Below are 26273 nucleotides of genomic sequence, written 5' to 3'. Positions count from 1 at the left end.
ATCAGCATGTTTATTCAATAAATCTATTCATTTTTTGAACTAATCGTTGAAATTCGGGAACTTCATGTAACGAATTGAACGCTGGATTCATCAGAACATCCCTCATCATGCTATTCTTGATAACTTGCTCGCTGCGTGGTGCGGAGACGTCGAAATCGTTCAGCCACGGATCAATCAGGTCAAAAAAGGAATCTCCACGAAGCTCAAAAGGAAAGAATCCTTTCACGCAGGTATCTACATATTTTTCAAGGAGTTCAATCGATTTCTCAGGGGATTTGTTCACGCAATATAGATGAGCACCTAGTGCATAAAGCAGGACGACATTGTTTGGATTTAATCGCTCCATATCAAAAATCCGTGCAAAATCGGACGCTCTCATAAAAGCAGCTTCGGCTTTTTCGATAGTATTAATATTTAATTGCAGGACGTTCAGCAGCCCTTGAAAGACTGCCATTACGTGCTGATAGAGTTCAGCCTGCAAGGTTTCTTTGGCTTTGTCGATGTTGCCCATAAGCTGATATGCCTGTGAAATTAATACACCTTTTGGCATCATGGGCCGCACAGTCTCCCCAAGCAAATCTAACACCCGCTGCGGGTCCCTGAGAGCCAGACAACAAACCGACTGATACATAACCGCATCGTTGGAAAGCTGCATGTCGCCACTTTCGGCCTCAATCCGTTCACATAGCGTCATGGTTTCGTTAAGAAGCGCCTCTTTTTGCTCCTGTGTTCTCGCCAGCGTGAAGTGATTGGTGTACAGCCTGACCATCTGCAATAAGAGTGGGAAGCAGGCGTAATATTTCTTGATGATCGCTGCACATTCAGCAATTACATCATCAAAAGGGAGAGAAGCAAAATCGTTGGCCAGTTTGGTGTAGAGCTTTGCGATGTCCGACTGCTTCATTTGCGGGGAATAACCCATCAAGTCGTCAATGCTAATGTTAAAATAGGCCGCAAGCCGCGGCAGAAATGTGATATCGGGATAGCTTTGTCCCGTTTCCCATTTGGAAACAGACGCTTTGGAAACACCGATAAATGCAGCAACTGCATCCTGTGTTAATCCTTTTTCTCTGCGTTTTGCGACTAGAATCGATGCCAAATTAATTTCGTTCATCAACGTCACCTCTGCTTATGATTATACGGTTTATAAAATCAACTCCCAAGCGACTTGTCGTTGACTTGTATTAAAAAAATCAACCAATGGGAAACTTGATAGGTAAGGGTTATCGATCCCGGTAAAGTTAAGTTAATTCAATATATCCATAGGAACGACTAACTTTTGATCATGAGATAGTCCGAAGTAATAATATTTATGCTATACTGTCAACGTAAAAGGGAGGTGCTTTACTGATGGAGAATCTGTTAAGATTGTCTGTGACTTTCTTCACTTGTGCAAAGCCAGTATTGGAAAAGCGTTACTTTGCATGGGGCTAAATTTTTTCTAACGCTAAATAAGCTTATCTAATATTTTGGCTTTGCACCTTATTTTCTAAAATAAGGAGTGAAGCAGAGTGAGATATACAAACGCTAAAAAAATATTACCCGAAAAGTTAATAATAATGATTCAAGAGTATGTCCAGGGAGAGACGATTTACATTCCGAAACAGGAAAAGGAATATAGCCATTGGGGAAGCTTGAGTGGCGGAAGGCAGTGGTTAGATCACCGAAATGCCACTATTAGACAAGCTTTTAAGAATAATAGCAGCATTGAGCAACTTGCTAAGGACTACTTTCTCTCTGTTGAAACCATTAAGAAAATTGTTTATTCCAAAAATAAGTAGTACACGACACTGATGAAGAAATTCATCAGTGTTTTTTTATGTCAAAAACGATTCTAACTTATTGTTTTCATTTGAATAGCTTAGTGCGCTCTTTACAATAGGATTAGGCAGAAGGGAAGTCGATACGGTGAGAGAAAGTGTAACTTTTGATTAGAATTCAAATCGGGAATACTGGAACCATTGGAGCGAGCAGCACTTCATTGAACATGATTAAGAGAGCGAGGAAACGGTAAATATGAATGAACCAAAAAGCAGAAGCAGACATCTGATCGATCAGGAGATCATAGGTGCGATTGAATTAATCCCAACCACCGATCTTTCCGCTGCCACACTAATGGAAGCACGGAAAAGTCAAACAGAAATGATGCCGCAAATCGATGTAACACAGTTGTTTCCAGTCACATTCGAAGAAAGGGAGATACCAAGTTATTTTGGTGGTCCTGATATTCGTATAGAAATTATTAAACCCGGCCAACCAAAGTACAGTAAGTTGCCGTTATATTATTCGATTCATGGTGGCGGAATGGTTATGGGCAGTCCGGTCGGTGAACGCCAAAGCAATGCGGCACTGGCTGTGCAACATGGTTTTTGCTGTGTATCTGTTTACTATCGGCTAGCGCCTGAACATATTCAGCCAAGTCAATTACAGGATTGTTATTCTGGCCTGAAATGGTGCATCGAGCATGCCGAGGAATTAGGGATCGATACCGAGAAAGTCGCTCTTGCGGGCAGCAGCGCTGGCAGTGGTTTAGCGGCAGGGCTAGCCCTGTACATTCGCGACCAGAAGGAATTCGACATCCACCATCTAAGACTGCGAAGTCCAATGCTCGATGATCGTACGAGTATTTTGCCAGGTCATCCATATGCAGGTGAGTTTGTTTGGACCAAAAAAAGCAATTATTTCGGCTGGAAATCAGTATTAGGTCACGAACCCGGACAAGAAGAAACAAGTGAATATTACGTGCCAGCGCGTGCAAAATCTCTTGCCGGTTTGCCACCCACGTATATGAGCATAGGCAGCGTTGATCTGTTTATAGATGAAACCTTATTATTTGCCAAACAACTTGCCTTTGACGGTGTGTTAATTGAATTGCAAGTACTCCCTGGATACCATCATTTGGCTCCAATGTTTCCGAATGCACATTTTTCTCAAATAGGTGCCAACTCTAGTGAGTATGCCTTGTTGAAAGCTCTGGAGCTACTTTGATTATAAGATTAATTTAGAGGTGGAATCGGAACCGTGACAATAGGTGGCAAACAGTACAGAAGATATAAGTTAAAGCTTTGAAAGATAAAAGTCGCATTGATGCGGCTTTTTTTGTTTCGTCGGGGACAAGAACTCGGCCTTTTACCACCCAAGCATAGTTTAGATAATTGTGCATATCGAATTTGTAACTTGTGTATTTAACTTTTCTTAAATCCTTGCTACACTTTGTTTTGATAATGAGAATCATTATTGATAAATGACGCCTGAATATAGAAGGTAGGGCTTTCTTGGCGCACATCAATGATCAGAAATAAGAAAGGTTGGTAGAAATGACTTCAAACAAGCAACTATGTATTGGATTGTCCTTGAATGCAACATGGAATAAAGGTGACGGTTGGCGGCACCCGGATAGCGGAGTGGAGCAGACAGGAAGCATTGACTATTATATTCATTGGGCAAAAATGGCGGAGAACTCGAAGCTCGATTTTCTTTTCAGAGCTGATTATCTGTATATTAGCCCGCAGATGTTAGGCGATTCTTCTAATTTCGGCAGCCCGGATCCTACTTTGTTTTTTGCAGCAATAGCTCGTGAGACCAACCGGATTGGACTGGTTACGACCATTTCCACCACGTTTAATCCACCGTATGTGGTTGCCCGGCAGCTTCAATCCTTGAACTGGCTAAGTAATGGTCGTGCTGGATGGAATATTGTCACTTCTATTGAAGGTGCTGAAAATTTTGGCAATTCACCTATGCCATCACCGGAAGACCGGTATGCGAAGGCAATAGAATTTACGGATGTGGTATGCAAGCTTTGGGATAGTTTTCCGAATGAAGCTATTGTTATTGACCGTGAGTCAGGCATGTTTGCTGATAAGAAAAAAGTGACTGCTATTCATCATTCTGGTGAATTTTTCAATGTTAAAGGGCCGCTTACTTTACCTTCTCATCCATCGGGAACCATTCCTCTGTTTCAAGCTGGTGCTTCGGATATTGGAAGGAATTTTGCCTCTTCCGTAGCAGATGCTATTTTTGCGGCTATGCCGGATCTTGAATCGGGCGTGGAATTGCGAACTGATTTGAGAAAAAGAGCTGTAGAACATGGGCGTGATCCGAACACGATTAAAGTTTTGCCGGGGTTATATTTTTTCCTGGCAGATACGCACGAAGAAGCGCTTGAATTACATAAGGCTGCTCATGCCCATTTAAGTCTTGAGCGCAGACATGCCTCTCTGCAATCGTTGATGGGGCTTGATTTAAGAGGTTTTCCCTTGGATCAACGCGTAACGGAGGATATGCTGCCTGATCCGGATCAGGCTGTTCGCAGTCGTACACATGCCGAGCTGCTACGAAGATATATTACAAAATACCAGCCTACAGTGAAAGATATTCTGAATCGGCCAGAGGTTGTTGGATCTGCCCATTGGGTATCTGTTGGAACAGTCGAGACCGTAATGAATGATATTATTGAGCGGGTTGAGGCAGGTGCTATTGATGGATTCATCGCCCTGCCAGGCGGTTCAGAAAAATCGATGGAAATATTTTTTGAAAAGCTGATTCCGAAGCTGGTTGAAAGAGGGCTTTTCAGAAGTGAATATACAGGGGAAACATTGCGCGATCATTTAGGGGATGCATAAAACATTGAATACACAGTAATTGGGAGGACATATGAAAAGACTAACCGGATTGATTTTATCTGTAGTTATACTCGCAGGGGGGATACTGGCTGGATGTTCTGAAAAACCCGTTGCAGTAACTCCTGAGGCCAGCAAGATCGAGGGTGAAGGATGGCCAAGAAACATTAAGGATGCCAGCGACAATGGTGTGGTGCTTGAGAAACGACCAGAGCGTGTAGCGGTGCTGCATCCCTTGTACTTAGATTACTTTTTTGCTCTGGATACGCCTCCAATTTCATCCATAAGCGCGACGGAAGCGATGGAGAAGTTTGCTACTTTACAGCCTTACGCCGGCTCTGCTGATATTATTGATTTGGGCAGCGATTCAGCGAATTTGGAAAAGATTATTGAGGCTCAGCCTGATGTGATTGTAACCTTTAAGGGGTCTGTGGATACCATTTATGATGAGTTGAACAAGATTGCTCCAGTCATTTTGATCGACTACACCGATACTTGGGAAAATACAACGATGCTGCTCGCAGAGGTTGTTGGAAAAGAAGAACTTGCAGAACAATTGATTAAGGAAACCCAGAAAATGATAGCAAAAACGAAAGATCAGTTAGGTACTCTTGAGGATAAGACCTTTGCCTTGTTGCGAGTTGATGGAAAAGCCAATTTTAATGCTCAAGGATCTAAAAATACAATGTACTACAATCAAACTGCAGGCTTTGGATTGTTGGCACCGAAGGGATATCCTGAGGGTGGCGAGGCGCTTACGCTGGAGGGGCTATACGACATGAATCCCGATTATATTATTATTCAGCATGATATTGACGTTGCAAAGGCAGCCGTGAAGGAAAAGCAATCTTCGAAGGTATGGAACTCACTGGAGGCCGTAAAAAACAACCATGTTCTTATATTTGATAATTCCCTCAATAGTGCGAGTGTCCTGGCTGTCCGTTTGGCCTCAGAGTATTTTCTGAAATTGGCTGAACAATAATGGTTACCCAAAAAGTCCGATTGCTGAAACTGAGCGCAATCGGACTTTTTGATGTCAGAAGACAAGTATTTAGTCGCATTCGAAGTTACGTAATTGGCAGTTCATTTGAGTTCATTTTTTGGTCTGAAGGCGATAACCGCTTGGAGTTAGGCCGCAACACCGGCGGAAATTTTGTGAGAAGTAGCTTTGAGAGGAAAAACCAGTGGATTCCGCAACTTGAGCAATGGTAAGATCTGTGGTTTCCAGCAGCTCCTTGCTCGCACGAATCCTGACCTCATTGAGATAATTAATAGGTGACAACCCGTAATATTTAGCGAAAGTATGTGCCAGATAATATTTGCTGATATGCGCCTTTTCCGCAAGAGAGTGGAGCGAGATTTCCTCAGCATAGTTCGAGTCGATATGTCGCTTGATCCGGCTGCATATCTTGTCAGCCCTTTGCGTGGTTACAACAGAGAAGGGATGACCAGATCTTCGCATCAAACTAATGATGACAATCTCAAGTAAGTTTTGACAGACGTCCTCATAGTTCTCATTCTTGTTTTCGGTTTCCGAAAGCATAGCGTTGAAATACAACAAGAGTTCATTCCTTTGTTTTGAATAATTGATGATTTCATGATTACGGGTTCCACTTTTCTTTCCAAAATCAAAACTCATCCCCTCAACCCCAAGCACTACATATTCCAAAGGGTCACTGCCAATGGATACTTCAGTATGCTCTACGTTCGGGTTCACAATGACCAGATCGTCCTGCTGCACGGAAAAAATCTCATCCTCTACGATGAAATTTCCTCGTCCACTTCGGACATAAAACAGCTCGGCGAAGCTATGTGAATGACGAATGCTGAACCAATCCCCTTCATAAATGGAAGAGCTAACATAGATTAACTTTGCGGGAATCTCTCCACGTCCCTTACCAGGGAGCCAATAGCGTACATTTCCCATCAGCAATCCGTCCTTTCCTCAATCTCATAAAGTGAAAAACAGTTAAACCAATTTCAACGTTTTATGCTCTGAAAAAATTGTTAATTTATAAATTTATTATATTAGCAAGATATATAAAATCAACGACAACATGTATGTAGATATAAAGAGGCCGTTAAGATAAATTAGAAAGGCGAGAAGGATGTAAGCGGTTACGAACAATCAATAAATATAGGGGGAATGGATTTATGAAAAAGATTTTTAGCCTTGCAATCACGGCAGCATTGACTCTTAGCTTGGCAGCCTGCGGCAGCTCTTCTGAAAATGGCTCCGATTCAACAAAGGATTCATCCAACACAAACTCGGCAACGTCTACGGAACAACGTACTCTTAAGCTAGCTGCTTTGGAAACCGCTTACGGAGCTGATGTATGGAAGGAAATTACGGCTGCCTTTGAAAGCGCCAACCCTGGTGTGAAAGTCGAAACGACGATTGACAAAAATATTGAAGATGTCATTGGGCCCAGCATGAAATCTGGTGAGTTTCCTGATGTTATCCATTTGGCCACGGGCCAGCCGAAGGGCTTGACTGAAACCTTTGTAAAGGATAATAACCTAACTGACCTTTCAGATGTGCTGTCCATGACCATACCCGGCGAAAGTGTAACCGTCAAGGATAAGCTCATTCCAGGTTTCACTGATACAACGATCACGAATCCGTATAACGATGGAAAGACCTATCTGATGCCTATGTTCTACAGCCCAACCGGTCTGTTCTATAACGAGGGATTGTTTGAACAAAAAGGTTGGAAAGTTCCTACAACTTGGGACGAAATGTGGGCTCTAGGTGATCAAGCTAAAGCCGAGGGGATTTCACTATTTGCTTATCCGACTTCAGGTTACTTTGACTCTTTCTTCTATGCCTTGCTCAACGAGGTGGGCGGCGCGGATTTCTTCACCAAAGTAACACATTACAACGAGGGCATTTGGCAAAGCCCAGAAGCTCAACAAACCGTCGAACTGATCGGTAAACTGGCTGCTTACACGGAAAAAACGGTTCCCGCAAATGCCAACAAAGATAACTTTACCAAAAACCAACAACTAATTCTGGACAATAAAGCACTCTTCATGCCTAACGGTACTTGGGTTGTTGGCGAAATGAGCAAAGCTCCGCGAGCAGAAGGCTTTAAATGGGGTTTCACAGCTCTTCCAGCAATAAAAGACGGTGGAGACCGTTATTCTTATACTTTCTTCGAACAAATTTGGATTCCTGCCAAAGCGGAAAACGCGGATCTGGCAAAACAATTTATTGCTTATCTTTATTCCGATGAGGCAGCAGCTATCTTTTCAAAGGTTGGCGCGATTCAACCGATCAAAGGTATGTCCGACAAATTGGATGGAGACAACAAGCTTTTCTACAGCATCTATGACAATGGTGCAAAGGCTGCTATGGGTGCATTTGCAACAACAGACCCTGTCGAAGGGGTGAATATATCGGATGCAGTGTTTGCTTCCATTGACTCCCTTGTAACAGGTGCTAAAACACAGCAGCAGTGGGTTGAGGGAATCATTAAAGCAAGCGACGCCTTGCGGGGAGCATTGAAATAATAAAGAGGCCGAGGCCCTGATCATGTATCAGGATCATGGTGGGCGGAACTGCGCTGACCACCATGATCTGACCTTTGGGGGGAGAGAGAAAGTCATGGATATGAAAAAAGGAAGAGCACGTTTTATTTTCTTCTGTCTAGCACCTGCCGTCCTCCTTTTTGCAATTTTTTTAATTATTCCTACGATCGATGTCTTTCGGATGTCATTGTACAAGTGGGGCGGCTATACCGATAACAAAACCTTCGTAGGTTTGCAGAATTTCAATAAGCTGTTTCATAGCGACAAGTTTTATCAGACCTTTCAAAACAGTGTTCTGCTCATTGTTCTTGTTACAATCGTGACCTTTGCTCTGGCACTTCTGTTTGCATCGATGCTCACACGTGAAAAACTCAAGGGGCAAAACTTTTTACGCGTAATCTTCTATATTCCTAACATTCTGTCTGTGGTTGTCATCAGTGCGATCTTCTCAGCGATTTACGATCCGAACAGCGGGCTTTTGAACTCATTACTAAAGCTGTTTCGCGGGTTACAAGCAGAGCCCGTCCTATGGTTAGGAGATCAGAAAGTGGTTATTTTCAGTCTTGCAGGCGCGATGATCTGGCAGGCGATCGGCTATTACATGGTGATGTATATGGCTAGTATGGCCAACATTCCAGAGAGCTTATATGAATCGGCAGGACTTGAGGGGGCAGGGCGAATGGCTCAGTTTTTCCAGATCACCATCCCGTTAATCTGGACGAACATACGGACGACGCTCACCTTTTTCATCATCAGTACGATTAACATGAGCTTTTTGTTCGTAATGACGATGACAAGCGGCGGTCCCGACGGTGCCACCGAAGTGTTCCTTAGTTATATGTATAAAGAAGCTTATACTAATTCCTCTTATGGCTATGGGATGGCCATCGGTGTAATTGTGTTCCTGTTCTCGTTTGCGCTTGCTGGGATCCTAAACGCAGTTACCAGACGAGAGCATTTGGAATTTTAGGAGGGGACAAGATGAATACAAACAACCGCTCACGGAGAGGTGTTAGTGACAAATTATATAAGGGCTTCATTTACGTTATACTGATCGCTTTAGCCATCCTCATCCTCATTCCAGTTCTATGGGCATTTATGGCCTCGATCAAACAAGATAGTGAGTTTTACGGCAGCCCCTGGACACTGCCCGCCGGGATGCATCTACAGAACTTTGCAGATGCATGGCTGAAGGCCAAAATGGGTTCTTTTATGCTCAATTCCGTATTGGTGACGGTAATCGCACTGGTGCTTCTGCTTATGGTGGCATTGCCTGCGTCCTATGTGCTTTCTCGTTTTAAATTTAGAGGGAACGGATTCTGGAATATGATGTTTATGGCGGGTTTGTTTATTAATATCAACTATATCATTGTTCCTATCTTTCTGATGCTTAACAACGGCGACAAGATGCTCCGCGGCATTCTGGGGCACCCCATCTTGCTGAACAACCTGTTTATTCTTGCAGTGGTATATGCTGCGATGGCCCTGCCATTCACCATCTATCTCATGTCGGGATATTTTAAATCGCTGCCCAAAGAGTTTGAGGAAGCGGCCTCGGTGGACGGTGCTGGCTATTTCCGTACTATGGTGCAAGTCATCATGCCTATGGCCAAACCCAGCATCGTAACGGTTATTCTGTTCAATTTCCTGTCCTATTGGAACGAATATATCATCTCCATGACACTCCTGACCAAACCCACCCTTAAGACATTGCCTGTCGGCTTAATGAACCTGATGGCAGCGCAAAAATCCGCTGTTCAGTATGGTCAGATGTATGCAGGACTGGTGCTGGTCATGCTTCCAACCTTGATTATATATATTCTGGTACAAAAAAAGCTAACCCAAGGCATGACAATGGGCGGGCTGAAAGGGTAAGGTGCGATGATGGAAGACTTTACAAAGAATTATTTGCGTAATTTGTTGATGCTGATTGTTTTTATCGTCGGTATTGGATTGGTAATTATCGGCCAAAAGAACATTGGAGCCCCCGGACTGGGTCTGATGTTGCTTGGGCTTGCTATGCTGATTGGTCTGCTGTGGCTATATAACCGAAAATATAAATAGAGGAGTTTTCAACGATGAGTACCAAAAGAGGACGTGTAACGATCCCTACTGATTTAGACGTTATTCCGCAAACCCTGGAGATCATGAAACGCTGGGGAGCCGACGCTGTGCGCGACTGTGATGGAACCGACTTTCCCGCCGAGCTGCGGGATATCGATGCCAAGGTCTATTCCACCTATTATACAACCCGCAAGGATAACGTATGGGCAAATGCCAACCCTGATGAGATTCAACAAATGTATTTGATGACCCCCATTCATACGGCTGAAGGCGATAGCATGTCCATTTCCCTTATGAAGGGGATTTATGTCGACATGCTCAAAGTGAATTGTCGAGATGATATTCAGCGTTGGTGGGAAGTCATCAATCGTACAACCGGCGAGGTTGTTCCGACCGAACAATGGAACTATGACGACAAAATCGGTGATGTGACCATCACAACCCAGCCGTTCCATGACTATACCGTTAGTTTCTTGGCTTATATTATGTGGGATCCGGTTCATATGTACAATGCGGTCACCAATGAATGGAAAGATGTCGAGCATCAAATTACCTTTGATGTTCGTCAACCGAAGACTCGTAAGTACACGATGGAGCGAGTCCGCAATTTTATCGAAGATCATCCTTATGTCAATGTGATTCGGTATACAACCTTTTTCCACCAATTCACCTTGGTTTTTGATGAGCTCGCTCGTGAAAAATATGTGGACTGGTACGGCTATTCAGCCTCAGTAAGTCCTTATATCCTCGAACAGTTTGAGGAAGAGATCGGTTACCGATTCAGACCTGAATTTATTATCGACCAAGGTTACTACAACAACACCTATCGAATTCCTACGAAAGAGTTCCGTGATTTTCAAGCATTCCAGCGCCGTGAAGTGGCGAGGCTTGCCAAAGAAATGGTCGATATTACCCATGAATGCGGCAAGGAGGCCATGATGTTCCTGGGTGATCATTGGATCGGCACAGAGCCTTTCATGGAGGAATTTGCATCAATCGGTCTGGATGCCGTAGTTGGCAGTGTAGGTAACGGTTCAACACTAAGACTGATCAGCGATATCCCAGGCGTGCAATATACGGAAGGCCGTTTCTTACCTTACTTTTTCCCGGATACCTTTCATACAGGCGGGGACCCTGTAAAGGAAGCCAAAGTAAATTGGGTCACCGCGCGACGTGCGATTCTCCGCAAACCGATCGATCGGATTGGCTACGGCGGATATCTTAAGCTAGCCCTTGATTTTCCCGAGTTTATTGAATATGTAGAAAGCGTTACGGATGAGTTCCGTACGCTCTATGACAATGTACAGGGAACGACGCCGTATTGCATCAAGTCGGTAGCCGTGCTTAACTGTTGGGGCAAAATGCGGGCCTGGGGCAACCATATGGTCCATCATGCACTCTATTACAAGCAAAATTACAGTTATGCCGGTATTATTGAAGCTCTTTCTGGCGCACCTTTTGATGTAAAATTCATCAGCTTCGACGATATCAAAGAAAACCCTTCCGTCCTGGATGATATTGACGTCATATTAAACGTCGGAGATGCAGATACGGCCTATACGGGCGGAGAATGGTGGCTGGATACGGATATCGTTACCACTGTAAAAAGGTTTGTTTATGAAGGCGGTGGCTTTATCGGTGTTGGCGAACCCACAGCACACCAAGCGAACGGGCGCTTTTTCCAACTGGCCAATATTCTCGGTGTAGAGGAAGAACGCGGTTTTACGTTAGGTTATGACAAATATAACTGGGATGAGCATGAACATTTCATTACGGCAGATTGTAAAACCAATCCGGATGGAAGCAAGGAAATCGACTTTGGAGAAGGCAAAAAAAATATTTTTGCCCTTGAAGGCACTACGATTCTCCGTCAAACGGACAAGGAAGTCCAACTCGCGGTGAACGAATTCGGTGACGGGCGAAGCGTATATATAAGCGGTTTACCATACAGCTTCGAGAACAGCCGCTTGCTGTACCGTGCGATCCTCTGGAGCGCCCGCAGCGATCAGGAGCTGAACAGCTGGTTCAGTGAGAACTATAATGTTGAGGTTCATGCTTATGTGGAAAAGGGCAAATACTGCGTGGTGAATAATACGTATGAGCCACAGGAGACCGTCGTTTACCGCGGTGATGGCTCCAGCTTCTCACTGAAGCTGGATGCAAATGAGATCAAGTGGTACGAAATATAAAAATCCAGCATTCTATTGTAGGAGGAATGATTTGATGCTCAGCAAAAATAATAAAATGATATTCAAATTATGGATTTGGATGATGGTTTTATTGGTTGCTTCAAGTCAGTTGATGGTACTCCCAAGCAATACTGCTCATGCTAATTCAGAAGAACTTGATGATTTGCCGATTGTGTCACAGGAAAAAACGATCGAAAGCATTCCTCCGATTAATGTTGAAACATTCGTTGATGAGCAGCCAGTAATCCCATCAGTAATACAAGCAGTATACAGTGACAGCACTACCGCAGAAGTCATGGTGAGCTGGGATTCAATCGAATCTTCTAACTATGAGCAGGTAGGGACATTTACCGTAAAGGGATCTGTAGAGGGAACGAGTATTAAAGCTGAAGCTGCAGTCACGGTTCTTGAAAAGAGTAAGGAAACAACAGGAAATGTAGATATAGGTACATTCCTGGATGAATTAAAAAATAATGTTCCAAGTAGCCAAGAGGTTGTTTCCTACACAAACAACTATCAGTCTATGGAACCGGAAGCCATGACTTTCGTCAAAGGAAATGGAACAACTTCAGTAAACAATGGATTGACAGTAACAATTAACAATCTGGGTGGCAGTGGAGCTATAGCCACATGGGATAAGGCTCCCTGGCTCTCCGGAGGAATCATAGATACAACGATGCGTTATAACAGCACAAATCAAAGCAATATTGGATTTGTTCTAGGATCTAATGATAGTAACCAAGGCGTAGCTATTCGTTATGATGCCGGCACAACATGGGTTATTCAGAGTCCGGATGGTACAAGTAAGTGGGAAACATTTGACGGACCAGAACTAAAAATGGACACAGATTATCACATTCAGATCGGCTTTCATGGTACGAAGCTTTTGATCATTGTAGACGACGTGACTTATTACAATAAGAATACTGATTTATTGAGTTCGTTATCCGGATTAGGGCAGATCGGGCTGTATAAGCGCTATGCTACAGGAGAGATTGCGATCAAAAGTTTGCGAATTGAAGGTGTGGGGACGAAGGAGAAACCTGCAAACATTGTTAATTATGTTCAAGATTATGAAGACACAAATTATACACCCCATTGGTCGGGGCTGAAAGCTACGGTTGTGACGGATATTACGGGCAATAAAGTTCTTTCCCTTAAAAAAGGATCTAGTGAACGAGGTGTGGATCTGGATTCGCCACAAATTCAACAAGGAACTCTTTCGTTAGATTTCAAACTGGTTAATCCGGACAAATTGGTTAGCGGACAAGGATTTGCTTTTGGTTTCAGAATGAATGATTCAGCAAGTATTTTCAATGAACTAGGGGTTGATCCAAGCAGCTGGATACCGGAGTCCAATACGGGCTGGGGAGATAAGCAAGAGATTCCTTATCCGATTCAAGGGCGTTGGAACAATCTCATGTTTAATTTTAATGGTAAGAAAATAACGGTTTTTTTGAATAAAAAGCGGATTGGCGACATTTCGTTTGAACAGTATTCTGAAGCAGCTGGACGTTTCGGACTTCGCATTAGAAGCACTGTAGAGCTACAAATCGACAATGTGCAGTATACGAATCAGATCATTGAACCCAAACAAATTGCACAATACAGTAATGATTTTGAGGATGGAATTAAAGGGACTTGGACTGGTGCTGATTCCACTATTATTACCGAAGGTAGTAATCGGGTCTTGAGACTTTCCAATATCAAAGACAACGTAATGAACTTGGATGCACCGTCCTTGCAAAGCGCCACATATATGTTGGATGTGAAGCCAGCAACAACGGATATCGGATTTGTTATAGGTGAGGGTGCTATTGTTAAATATGAGGGCACGAAATGGGTATTGTTGAATAAGGATGGAACCAGCACTGACTTTGTCATTTCTGATGCGATGGAATTCAATCCTTTACCTAATACATGGAACAAAGTTGGACTTCAATACTCTGATCATTCTGTAATCTTAAGTATTAATGGTGCTACATTGCATGCCAACTTACCGGCAGGGCAGCAATTCGGGGAAGGGTCTTTTGGGATAGTTGCGCAGAATTACATGTATATTGATAATATTGTTTTTACTGAAGAATTCCTTGATATGAATACGTCTTCACCGCATGCCGGTAAACTGAGATATGAAGAGTATTATGAAGGTGATCCAATCGTGAATTGGGAAGGATTCAAGGATACGCCACAAGTTGCAAATGGATATTTGCAAGGGATGTTTGATGCTGGGACGGCTGCTGTCAATAAGGATGTAAATCCAGTACCCAACGGTATATATCAAGTGAAAATGCAGGCGGATGGAGCTGCGGGGATTACCCTTGGAAATATCGTGATTTACGAGGAAAGTCCGGGAAATTGGAAATACAAGCTGGAAGGCAGTAATGATGCCTTGGCGATTGGCGCTACTACTGCACTTGCTTCTGGCAAAGAATACACGCTACGTGTAGAAATGATCGAGAACAAGCTAGGTCTTTACGTGAATGGAATTAGGGTTGGCAGTGTGAATGTAACGGGATATACACCAGGTTCATTTGGCATCTACAATTCTGCGACCCATGCTATTCAAGCCAAGATAGACGCGATCACTGCAGAAGAGGTTCGCGTGTATGCACCAGATTATAATGTGCAGAACTGGGGTCCTCTTGATAACAGTAAACCAGAGGTACTCGCGGGTGGAAACAGCCAAATCCAATTGAACATGCCAGGGGTTTCATTAGCCGTGGATAAGGATAGCCCTAAATTCAATGATCAGCTACTCAATTTTGATTTTAACACGAATGTTTCCGCAGGAGCAGATGGTGGCCGTTATGGTTTTATCGTGAGAGGTTCGGCGGCTGACAAATATGTAGGTGTCGTTCATGATATTAATGGCAAGTGGAAGGTCACAACAAGTAACGGGAATGAGATATCCTTTCCGAATACGTATCAGATGCAAGCAAATACAAATTATCATATTGAGCTTCGTCTGGTGGGAACAACGGTTAGTCTCAACATTACGGGTCCTGATGGCGTAGTTACGGATATGGGTTCAATATCTGAAGAATCGATGGCTGTTGTGCCGGGTTGGTTTGGTGTTCGTTCATGGTATGGAACCAAACAAATGACGCTGAGTAACCTCAAAATGGTGGAACTGGAGTCGCTACCTAAGCTGAAGCTGGCGCAAGAAACAGATACGATTGAGAAAGATGGTCTGAGCGTTACCATATATAAGGATTTTCCAGGCATTGTAGAATATCAAGTGGATCATCACACGCTGCAGGCTGACGTGGAGCAAACGAATAGCGTGAAGATTAATAATAAGGATTATGTACCACGTACAGTGTCGAAGAAAGAGAACGCTAGCACATATCAGTACACGATGACTTTTGATGAGATCGGCGTTGTGATTGATGGGCATCTCGAGGCAAAGGCGAACAATGTAGTTCGATTTGAAATGGATAAAATTTCCGACGGCCCGGATTTCCTAGTGCGTTCGATTCAAATGAACAACGCTCTGATCCATGTGAATAGTTCAATGAAAGATGCATCATATGCATGGAGTAAGTCAAACGGGGAGTGGCACGGCGTCTCGGAGGAATTGGTTGACGATATGTCTCTTATGAAGCAAAGCGGTTCAACAGGTGTAACGATGGCTATGGTGAGTGGAGATGGCCTGGCAGCATCAGCAGAGGACAACGTCATGAGCGGTGGCAATAAATTGATAATTACCACAGAGAAAAAAACACTTGTCAATAAAATAACGGTGAAGCCAGGCAGTTGGACGTACCGACATCTTCAAAGTAGTGAAACTGAAGAGTTACCATGGTATGAAGTGGTCGTTACTGGGGAACGCAATAACGACGATAAGACAGATTGGCAGGATGCGGCTGTTGCTTACCGAACGGAAATTTACAATGAGCCATTTGGCGCGCAGGATATGAAGAACAATATGATGTACATTGCCTTCAACTTTGCCAGCCAAGCCAATGATCCGTTCTTGAACAGTTTGGATACGGGAAAAGTTCTATATAATTTTACAGATGGTTTTGGACAGATGATTCTGCATAAGGGGTATCAGGCGGAGGGGCATGATGATGATATTCCTTCCTACTCCAATATTGGTGTAAGACAAGGTGGATTGGATGATTTCAATTATTTGATCGATGAGGGGGATAAGTACAACCTTCACGTCGGCGTGCATCTGAATGCAACCGAATACCATCTTGATGCCAACGAATTGGATTACTCCAATCTAACTGGGGCTACAGATGGACCGAAGTTAGATAGATTATCCAAAGGTTGGGATTGGATCGATACGGCTTATTATGTAGATCAAACGAAGGATGTCCTGAGTGGTGAACTGAAATCACGGTTAACCAATCTGTATAATCTCACCAAGGACGCCAATAACCCTAAAGATCCTGTGTTGGATTTCTATTATGTAGACGTGTATACCGGCAATGACTACAATGCCTATAAATTGTTGCAATATGCCAATGGACTTGGAGTCAAAGTAGGAACAGAATTCTCCGGTCCGATAGAACCGGGTGTGGATTTCGTTCACTGGGGTCCGGATTTGGGATATCCCAATAAAGGCAACAAGAGTATCCTTTCTAGAATGGTGAAGAACAATCTCGATATTTTTGTGGGGAACGCCTTATTTAAAGGACAAAAAATCCCTGGTGTGACCACTTGGGGGGATTCTAAGCCAGACATACAGCAGGGTGTAACGGTGTTCTTCAATGAAGTATTGCCGACGAAGTATATGCAGCATTTCGGTGTGCTGAAATATGAAGAAGACCAAGTAACTTTTGATCATGATGTCGTCTCTAAGAGAAATAAATCCACCGGTATGATAGAGCTTACCAAGAATGGCAAGCTGATCTCCTCTTGGAAAGATACCGGGACAACTACCGATGAATCAGTGCGCCATACAGGAGAGGCTAACTCGTTAATTCCATGGGTTTGGGATATCAAAGCTAATCAAACCTTGGGTGTTAACGATGGTGCGAAGTTGTATCATTGGAACACAACAGGTAACACGACCACCTGGCAGTTGACGGATGAATTTAAAGATGTGAAGCAGTTTAATATGTACGAATTGACCCAACAAGGTAAAGTTCTAGTGGATACGCTGGTCGCCCGGAATGAATCTCTTACGATTACGAAGGCAAAGAAAAATACGCCTTATGTATTGTATCCAGCATCTGCTGATGCCCTGACTTTGGTGCCTAATGCAGGGAACTGGGGAGAAGGCAGTTTGATCAAGGATTTTGCCTTCAATTCAGAGAAGTTCAATGTTCCCGGTTCATGGACAGTCGATGATCCAGCAAACATTACAATCAAGACTGTTCAAGGGGATACAGAATACGATATCACTAAAGAAATGAACAAATCGAATTGGAACAGATACGCAGAGGTCGGCAGTGATTCAGGTGTAATCTCACAGGAGATTAACGGATTGCAGCCTGGTCAGGATTACACTGTCGGAGTGTGGACACAGACTGAGAAAGGGAGAAAATCCTCACTTCAGGTCACGGTTAATGGTCAAACCTATTCCAATGATGTGACAGGTCAAGATGGCATCCATAAATCCTCCTTTAAGTACGTGGACACCAAGTGGCAAAGAATGAATGTGGAATTCAAGGTTCCGGTAGGCATTCATTCCGCGACAGTTAAACTTGTTGCTGATCCGGGAGCGGGTACTGTTCAATTTGATGATGTGCGAATTTGGAAGCATACAACTGTAGAGAAGGATCCTGCAAATAAGGGCTACGTTGTATATGAGGATTTTGAAAATGTATATGAAGGCTGGGGGCCTTTTGAATACGGTGGTGGGGATAGAAAAATTCATATAGCAACCGATCAGAGCAATAAACAGGATAACAATCCCGTTGTATCCGCATCTGAGAACAAAGTTGGTCCTGTAATGACCTGGGTACTGGATGGGGAGAATTCGTTGAAAGTTAATGAAACCGATGTTGGTAAATTAATAAAAACGAATGAATCCAGCGTGAAAATGGAACCAAACACAGAATATGACTTAGGCTTTATTTACACCTTAGAAAAGTATGCTGGTTATGAGGTTTCTGTACAATCACGCTCCACTGGTGAAATTGTGCTGAAGGAAGCACTGAGCACGCTACCTAATCCGGGTAATAAAGCGGGTGAAGACGGGGGTTATATTCGCTTCCAGAAAAAATTCATAACTGGTGCTCAACATGATTACCAAGTTATTTTCAAAATGGTATCCAAAGGTGCTGGAAACCCTACTTCTGATTACGCCTTCATTCTCGATGATTTCTACATTAAAGAAAAATTAGCAGTTAGCATCGTATCCATTGAGAACGTACAGGTTGAAACGGAAGCTGGATCGAGACCGATATTGCCTTCGCAAGTGACTGTGACATTGAGTAATGATACGACGGAGAATGCTACCGTTGTATGGGAAGCGATTGATCCTTCCCTTTATGCACAGGCAGGTAGTTTTCAGGTGAAAGGCGCGGTCAATGGGACGGACATTAAAGCGATTGCGACTGTCAAAGTAAAAGCGAAGGACAGCAGTAATCCGGGTACAAATCCAGGAACAGGAACAAACCCAGGATCAAATCCAGACACCGGATCAAATGCAAGCACAGGTACGAAACCCGAAATCCAGCCTAATCCTGGTACAGGAACAAATAATGGGTCTGATCAGGATAACCAAACTGGAACTAAGCCGGATACGGGTAATACCAAACCCAAAGCATTTCTCGATACGGTTGGTCACTGGGCAAACAAGGAAATTGAAGCTCTTGTAAGCAAAGGGATTATCAAGGGAATGAATGATCAGAAATTTGCTCCAGATCTGACGATAAACCGTTCTGAAATCGCAGCGATGTTAACTCGAGCATTGGGTCTTAAGGTTGATGGGTCATCATCATTTAAAGACGTAACAGAAGATAAGTGGTATAAGGATGATGTTCGTGCTGTGGCGAATGCAGGTTTGTTTAAGGGCTATGCGGGTAATTTATTTGAACCTATGAAACCCTTAAGCCGTGAAGAAATGGCCGTTATTATAGTAAGAACGCTTGAGATGAAAGGCAGATTGCCAGAAGCCTCCAATACAACACAAATGGTACTGTCTAAGTACAAAGATGCGGATAAGGCAGGAATTTGGTCCAGGGAAGCATTAGCGATTTGCATTGAGCTTGGTCTCATTCAAGGAACACCAGATCACAAACTTAATCCGAAACGTAATCTGACCCGGGCTGAGGCAGCTGTTTTATTGAGCAGATTATTAACGTATTGCCAAACGGATTAATCTGATTTACCTGGTTGAAACATATTCAAAAAGGCAGACCGACTTCCGGTTTGCCTTTTTGTTATGCAAACGTATAATGAGAGCTTGAAGGGAGAGAAACGCCATGACCATCGAAGCCAGCTTCCGCCGGGCCAATCAAATATGCAATCGTTATATTACAAAAGTGGAGCAAACAGGGCTTTCATTGTCCATATTATATTGGGGATTCATGCCCGATCATTTCGACAATGCCTTCCACCGGCATTCCTTTTTTGAGGCTTGTTATGTGGTAGACGGTGAAGGAAGCTACATAGAACAAAACGAGCATTATGCTTTAAATAAAGGAACAGCATTTCTATCTCTTCCAGGTGTATGGCATCAAATTCGCAGCCAGACCGGACTGACACTTTCTTATGTGGCTTTCGAACTGGATGAAGCCCACACAGATGTTTATTATACTGAATCCTTTCGTCGTCTTGCCGAGCTTGGGCAAAGCGTAGCGCAGCAAGCGGACCTTACGCCAACTGGCCATTTATGGCAAGCGCTCATTACTTCTTTCGACCAGCCTGGGGCAACTCTTCCTCTTGCTGTAAAGCAAATTTCCGCTTCTCTGCTGTTATCCATAGCAGATTTGCACGTTCCGACTCGAACAGATTCGGCCGACACGGGAGAGCAGCCCATGGAACCAAATACGTTGTTCCGACAGGCCAAACGATACATTGATGATAATCTGGTCAATGAGCTTACACTTATGACGGTATCAAGGCACCTCCACATTTCGTCCCGCCACCTGACCCGGTTGTTTCAGGAAAATCTGGGGCAGTCCTTTGTCCACTATATTCAGGAACGACGCGTGCAGCAAGCCACCTGGCTCCTGTTAAATGAACAGACACCAATTAAAGATATCGCAATCCAGTGCGGGTTCCAATCCGTGCATTATTTTACCCGGATCTTCACCCGCGAGCTTGGTGTTTCTCCGGCCAAATTCCGACGCAATCAGTTTGCCGAAGGCCGCTCTGGCAAAATGCATTACCCACCCCGCATGTCCTGATTGTACAAAAACACAGCTTGATCGTTTAAAGACAGCACCTCCAACTCCCTATACAATGATGAACATAAATCGATATAGAGTTGGAGGTTTTAAACATGCCCCGAATAGCCCCTTTGCCCTTTCAAACCAACCCAGTCAATATCATTCGGCTTCATCCCGACCAAGAGCCAGAACCGGGGATCTGGAATGCGTATGAACAATGGCTTGATCAAATTTGGCCTGAATGTGTACAGAATGATTCGCTTCCTTTTTATATGGTCATTGACGGTACGCATGGTGTCGCATTCAGCGAATGTCTGGAAATACTTCGGTCGCGCTGCAACCTAGATAGCAGGGTTTTAATTGAAATAGACAGCGCTGCTTATATAAAGTCTTCTGCAGATTTGCTTCAGCAGTTTCACCCTTACCTAACGGATAACCGTGCTTTTGGCGTTGTGGCCTCGGACGTCAGCGTTGAGGATTATTTCCGGCCACATGCTCAGTCAGTCTGGCTCAGTGATGTTGACGATCAACTTCGGCTTTATCATTCCGCTGAACATGCAGAGGCCCAATCGCCAAACGTAGACCCGTTAGCTCCCATCGTTGTGACCTTTGGGCCAGGCGCTGGTTTCCTTTCTACAGCATCAGGTTTAACGAACGTTTCTCTGTTTTGCGACTTATCCAGAGAGGCACAACAGAAACTGCATCAGCAGGGGATGGGTTCTCTGGGATTAGGTCCTTGCCGGGATACGGTAGAAACCTATAAACATGCCTTGTTTCTGGAGTGGCCTGTCTGGGAGGGATATCGCAAACACCACTTATATGATTTTGACTACTACGTGGATACGAACAACAGGGAACGACCCGTTTTGGTCACCCTCCCCATGCTGCGCCGACTTTTGGCTTCAGCAGCCCAGCAGCCTTTTCGAGTAAAGCCATTTTTTGCACCAGGGATTTGGGGCGGACAGTATTTAAAAGAACTATGCGAACTGCCTAAGGATTGGAATAACTGCGCATGGGGGTTTGAACCTATCGCACCGGAGAACACGCTATTAATCGGTTATCGGGATTTTATATTGGAGCTTCCTTTCCCACTGCTACTGTCGGCTCATCCAGAAGCAATTATGGGCGAGCGCAATGTCGGGCTGTTTGGCGACTATTTTCCAATCCGGTTTGATTATCTCGATACGATTGACGGGGATCATCTGTCTTTGCAGGTCCACCCCCAGCAGGCTTACATCGAGCAGACCTTCAACGAAACGATGACGCAGCAGGAATCCTATTACATTATGGAACAGAAGGAAGGCGCCAACCCTTTTGTGGGACTGGGTTTCAAGGAGGGGACAACCGGGGAGGAGCTGCTTCAGGCGGTTGAATCTGCCCACACCTTGGGAAAACCGCTGAGTATCCCAGAATATGTAAATATTTGGGGTGCGAATAAGGGTGACCTGTTTCTGATCCCGCCGGGCGCCGTACATTTTTCGGGTAAAAACAATCTGGTGCTGGAGATCTCTTCGACAACCTGGTGGTTTACCTTCAAAATATACGATCATTTGCGACTGGACAGAGACGGACTGCCCCGTCCAATCAACGGCGATCATGCCAGAGCCAACATGCAGGAACAGTTTGATACGGATTACGTTAAGAAGCATTTGATAGCGGTTCCAAGGGAAAGCCGGGTACAGGGAGACAGCAGGGAAGAGCTGTTGGGCGAACGGGAGGATCTGCTTTTTCAGATCAAAAGATTAAAACTGGGCGGAGAGTGGATCGACGATACGGCTGGAGAGTTTGTTATGTTCAACCTCGTAGAAGGCGACCGTGTGCGGCTGACTCCACTGGATGATGAGGCAGCAGCTGTGGAGTGGGGGTACGCCGAAGCGTATATCGTTCCTGCCTCCGTCGGAGGTTTCCGTCTGGAAAGTCTGAGTGACAGACCATGCACCCTGATCCGGGCACAGGTTTCGCCAGACTGGAACATGTCTCTGCTTCCGCATCACTGGAAATCTGGTGAGCGTTTATGAATCCTGACGTCACGATTGCCATTGATGCCGGAGGGACCTTTTTGAAGGGTGCCGTCGTGCTGAGTGACGGGAATCTTCTACCACAACTTTATGTCAAAAGGTCATCTCGCTCCGACAGTAGCGCGTATGAAATTGCCGTCAACCTAGTCGACGTGATTAAGGAGCTTGCAGCTGGATACTTCGCCTACATGCAGCAGCTAAGTTCCGTTAAAGGAACCAGGGTCAGATTTCCCAGATTTCACATCGGCTTTGCTTTCCCCGGCCCTTTCGAATACGACACAGGTGTTTCCCGTATCCGGGGTTTGAATAAATACGAACAGCTATATGAAGTTAATTTAAAAACACTGCTGCGAAGTGAATTAACGGCGCTTGCATCAGAAGGTTCCGCGCCTGAATGGATGACCCAGCTTGCCGCCGCAGATATTCGTTTTGGCAATGATGCTGCCCTGTTCGCTCTGGGGGTCAGTAGGCTTTTTCCACAGGAAAGATTGCTTTGCCTTACATTGGGAACGGGCCTTGGCTCCGTTTTTGTTGAGAACCGGTCCATTGTCAGCGGAAAATGGGGAATTCCCGACTCAGGCATGTTGTATGCCGAGCAATACAAGGGAGGAACCGTGGATGATCTGTTCGGAAGCCGAGGGATTTTGGCCTTGGCAGATAGCCATGATGCTCGAAGGCAGGGAGAGGACGTGTACCATCTGGCGATAGCGGCCAGACAGGGAAATTACTCTGCCATCCGTGTATGGCAGCTTTACGGCCAGCGGCTTGGGGAAATGCTGCGTCCGTACGTGGCTGAGTTTCGCCCCACTCGTCTGATCTTGGGGGGACAAATTGCCGAAACCCATGATCTATTTGGCGGGACGCTTTCGGAAGCACTCTTGCCCGAGAAGATGCCTCTGCATAATGAGAAACAAATGCAGGAGCATGTGTTTCACGGGATTTTCCAACTCGTAAAAGGTACCTAATCCACCAATAAAGGAGAAAAAAAGATGACACTCGAACAACAAATCAAACAGGCCGCCATCCCGACACTTGAACGGAAATGGAAAATATATGTCATTCACCATTCCCATACTGACATTGGTTATACCGACCGGCAGGAGAAGATTGAACAATATCATATCGATTTTATCCGTCAGGCACTGCGTATTGTTAATGATGCTCATGACGGTGTAAACCCCGAGTGGAAAGGGTTCCGCTGGACATGTGAGACCTTCTGGGCTGTGGAGCAATTCTTGAAGCAGGCTCGAGACGAGGAAAAAGTTGCATTTGCCGATGCCGTGCGGCGCGGCGATATCGAGCTCTCCGGCACGTATTTGAATATGACCGAGCTGCCCGACCTACAGTTGCTGAACAAAATACACAGCAAAGCTCAGACCTATGCCGAATCTATCGGTCACCCAATAGACAGTGCGATGACGGCGGATATCAACGGCTACAGCTGGGGATATGCCGACAGCCTGCTGGATAACGGAATCCGACATTTATTCAGCTGTATACATACCCATCACGGCATGTATGCGCTGGGCCGCAAGCAGTCTCCTTTCTGGTGGGAAGCCCCAAGTGGGGAACGCCTGCTGGTCTGGAATGGAGACCACTACATGCTTGGCAACGAGCTTGGCTTCTGCCCTGGTGCGCTTGGCAAATACATGATTCGTGATGAATTCGGGCACAGACTTGTGGAACCGGCGAACATTCATGATCAAATCGCCAATATTCGCATTCACCGGTACTTGGCCCAGCTTGAGGCGGAACAGTATCCATATGACTTCGTGCCGATGATGCTGTCCGGATTACCCACAGACAACGGATCGCCCAATAGCGCAATCATGGAATGGATTGATACATGGAACCGTCAAAACGGCGAGGGAATTTCCGTGGAGATGAGCACGTTGAGCGGCTTTTTTGCCCGCTTGAAGGAGGAAGGGACGGACGGTCTGCCTGTGCATAAAGGCGATTGGCCAGACTGGTGGTCGGACGGTGTAAGCTCCACACCGATGCACACTCAGATTTACCGTGACGCACAGCGGACGCTTCGCAAGGTGGAAAAGCTCGACCCTGAACAGAAGAGTGTTAGTCTCCAGGATATCGAGGCTGTAGAGCAGGCGCTTACTCTTTATGCGGAACATACTTGGGGTTATCATTCTTCTGTGTATGAACCTTGGCACAAAAATGTGCAGATGCTTGAGGTTCGCAAGACAGCTAACGCCGCAGAGGCAAGCAGGCTTGCTTACCGCGCGCTAGATCAGGTGCTGCTTGCCGATAATGCCGCCACCTTATACCCGGGGCGCCCTTATCGTTTCAAGGTAACGAATCTCTCGGAGCGGGAGGTAACCGAGTTGGTTGAGTTGAAGCTTGAAGGATGGGAACCGGATGAGCTATTGAACGGAGCAGAAGTAATCCGGGAGGACACGGGACAGGTGCTGATCCAGCAGTCAAGCCACCCACAGACGATTATTGCGGAGCTTAAGCTCCAGGGCATGGAGAGCTGCATACTGATGCTGCGCCCAATTCTGGCAGCGCAGAAGAGTCTTTCTTCCTTAACGTCAACCTCCAATTCGAAGCTGATCGGCGCTGACCAGGTGTACGATATGGAGGATATGTATTCCTTAACGACAGGTGGACAGCAAGTGCCGGTCTCCGTTTGCCAAACGGGGCTGGAGTCCCCTTTTGTACGCTTGACTTGGTCGAAAGAGCGCGGCATTGTCTCGTGGATCGATAAGGAGACAGGACGCGAACTGTTGAAAGCGGATGATCTGTATGGGGCGTTTACACCCATCTATGAGGTGACAAATCCAGCGAACCCTGCGGATGCTTCTCAGGTTTGGAGTGTCCGTTCCAAAATGGGACGCAATCGTAAAGGCCTTAACGTGGAGCGTTCGGTTGGTCAGCTCATCTCTGTGCGCGCGGTGGATAATGGACCGCTGTATGCTACCGTTGAGCTTGGTTATCAGCTCAAGGGCATCGCCTATTTTTCACTGCACTTGCGGATTTATACCCGTCAAAACCGGATGGATATTTCGGCGCGGTTCCATAAAGAGAGCATCTGGAATCCGGAGAACGTTTATCTGGCTCTACCGTTCACCCCGGGAGGCACTGGGCCAGTTACCCTGTTTGCCGACAAGCCAGGAGGCCTCGTTCGCCCCTGGAAGGATCAGATTCCGGGAACTTGCCTGGACTATTCCGCTGTACAGTCGGGCATTGCCTGGCAGGATAATGACCGCAGCCTGCTGCTTGCTGTCCCGGACACACCTCTCGTGCAATGGGGAACGATGGATTACGGGACCAGAAAGGTCCACACCCAGCAAGCGCCTGACGCTCAACCGGAAGCCTATGCCTGGCTGATGACGAATTATTGGGAGACGAATTTCAAAGCGACCTTGGGCGGCTTCTATGAGTTTCAATATCATATTTCGGCTGGCGGCAGCCTTTCGGTTGAAGATATGGCCGCAGCCCTGCATGCGTTGAACGAGCCATTTGTGGTTACCCGGGTTAATGAAAAATAAACATAACGGCAAAAGCCCTGACTCATTGAAGATCAGGGTAGGCAGT

Annotated in this window: 16 protein-coding genes; 14 read left to right on the top strand and 2 right to left on the bottom strand. The window is 45.2% G+C overall.

The genetic code is table 11. The features are described from left to right. Positions 1-10: 10 nt before the first annotated feature. Complete coding sequence (locus tag RS891_RS18160) at positions 11-1114, bottom strand: helix-turn-helix domain-containing protein (protein ID WP_315792773.1); 1104 nt, start codon at positions 1112-1114, stop codon at positions 11-13. Between the two features lie 397 nt (positions 1115-1511). Between RS891_RS18160 and RS891_RS18155 the strand changes: the two genes are divergently transcribed. The 4 genes from RS891_RS18155 (at position 1512) to RS891_RS18140 (ending at position 5604) form a co-directional block, all read left to right on the top strand. Beyond that, a complete protein-coding gene (locus RS891_RS18155) occupies positions 1512-1781 on the top strand; it encodes a CD3324 family protein (protein ID WP_315792772.1) in 270 nt (89 codons plus the stop codon). Between the two features lie 235 nt (positions 1782-2016). Continuing rightward, positions 2017-2988 (top strand): alpha/beta hydrolase, encoded by a 972-nt coding sequence (locus tag RS891_RS18150; protein WP_315792771.1) that lies wholly within the window; start codon positions 2017-2019, stop codon positions 2986-2988. A gap of 329 nt (positions 2989-3317) precedes the next feature. Next, positions 3318-4625, top strand: a complete 1308-nt coding sequence (locus RS891_RS18145) for an NtaA/DmoA family FMN-dependent monooxygenase (protein WP_315792770.1) — start codon at positions 3318-3320, stop codon at positions 4623-4625. Positions 4626-4656: 31 nt separating this feature from the next. Then, complete coding sequence (locus tag RS891_RS18140; RefSeq protein WP_315792769.1) at positions 4657-5604, top strand: ABC transporter substrate-binding protein; 948 nt, start codon at positions 4657-4659, stop codon at positions 5602-5604. A gap of 111 nt (positions 5605-5715) precedes the next feature. Here the strand turns inward: RS891_RS18140 and RS891_RS18135 are convergent, their stop codons facing one another. Then, positions 5716-6549: an AraC family transcriptional regulator gene (locus tag RS891_RS18135; RefSeq protein ID WP_113054374.1), complete on the bottom strand. Its 834-nt coding sequence runs from the start codon at positions 6547-6549 to the stop codon at positions 5716-5718. Positions 6550-6776: 227 nt separating this feature from the next. On the opposite strand from RS891_RS18135, the gene RS891_RS18130 reads away from it, so the two are divergent. The 10 genes from RS891_RS18130 (at position 6777) to RS891_RS18085 (ending at position 26227) form a co-directional block, all read left to right on the top strand. Beyond that, positions 6777-8135 (top strand): carbohydrate ABC transporter substrate-binding protein, encoded by a 1359-nt coding sequence (locus RS891_RS18130; protein ID WP_315792768.1) that lies wholly within the window; start codon positions 6777-6779, stop codon positions 8133-8135. Positions 8136-8229: 94 nt separating this feature from the next. Then, positions 8230-9123, top strand: a complete 894-nt coding sequence (locus RS891_RS18125; RefSeq protein WP_315792767.1) for a carbohydrate ABC transporter permease — start codon at positions 8230-8232, stop codon at positions 9121-9123. Positions 9124-9134: 11 nt separating this feature from the next. Continuing rightward, a complete protein-coding gene (locus RS891_RS18120) occupies positions 9135-10028 on the top strand; it encodes a carbohydrate ABC transporter permease (protein ID WP_315792766.1) in 894 nt (297 codons plus the stop codon). A gap of 6 nt (positions 10029-10034) precedes the next feature. Continuing rightward, on the top strand, positions 10035-10217 hold the full coding sequence (locus tag RS891_RS18115; protein WP_315792765.1) for a DUF6903 family protein: 183 nt from the start codon (positions 10035-10037) through the stop codon (positions 10215-10217). Between the two features lie 14 nt (positions 10218-10231). Then, a complete protein-coding gene (gnpA, locus tag RS891_RS18110) occupies positions 10232-12406 on the top strand; it encodes a 1,3-beta-galactosyl-N-acetylhexosamine phosphorylase (RefSeq protein WP_315792764.1) in 2175 nt (724 codons plus the stop codon). A 34-nt stretch (positions 12407-12440) separates the two neighbouring features. Further along, a complete protein-coding gene (locus RS891_RS18105) occupies positions 12441-19691 on the top strand; it encodes an endo-alpha-N-acetylgalactosaminidase family protein (protein WP_315792763.1) in 7251 nt (2416 codons plus the stop codon). Between the two features lie 103 nt (positions 19692-19794). Continuing rightward, the gene (locus tag RS891_RS18100; protein WP_113054369.1) at positions 19795-20721 is read left to right on the top strand and encodes an AraC family transcriptional regulator; all 927 of its coding nucleotides are present in this window, start codon (positions 19795-19797) and stop codon (positions 20719-20721) included. 95 nt (positions 20722-20816) lie between these two features. Continuing rightward, a complete protein-coding gene (locus RS891_RS18095; RefSeq protein WP_315792762.1) occupies positions 20817-22721 on the top strand; it encodes a class I mannose-6-phosphate isomerase in 1905 nt (634 codons plus the stop codon). Further along, positions 22718-23686: an ROK family protein gene (locus RS891_RS18090; protein WP_315792761.1), complete on the top strand. Its 969-nt coding sequence runs from the start codon at positions 22718-22720 to the stop codon at positions 23684-23686. Before RS891_RS18095 ends, RS891_RS18090 begins: the two co-directional genes overlap by 4 nt. A 24-nt stretch (positions 23687-23710) precedes the next feature. Beyond that, positions 23711-26227: a glycoside hydrolase family 38 N-terminal domain-containing protein gene (locus tag RS891_RS18085; RefSeq protein WP_315792760.1), complete on the top strand. Its 2517-nt coding sequence runs from the start codon at positions 23711-23713 to the stop codon at positions 26225-26227. Positions 26228-26273: the final 46 nt, after the last annotated feature.

This window comes from Paenibacillus sp. BIC5C1 (genome assembly GCF_032399705.1).
In the GTDB taxonomy this organism is placed as follows: domain Bacteria; phylum Bacillota; class Bacilli; order Paenibacillales; family Paenibacillaceae; genus Paenibacillus; species Paenibacillus taichungensis_A.
Note: the sequence above shows the minus strand (reverse complement) of the source record. Positions and strands in the feature narration are given on the sequence as shown.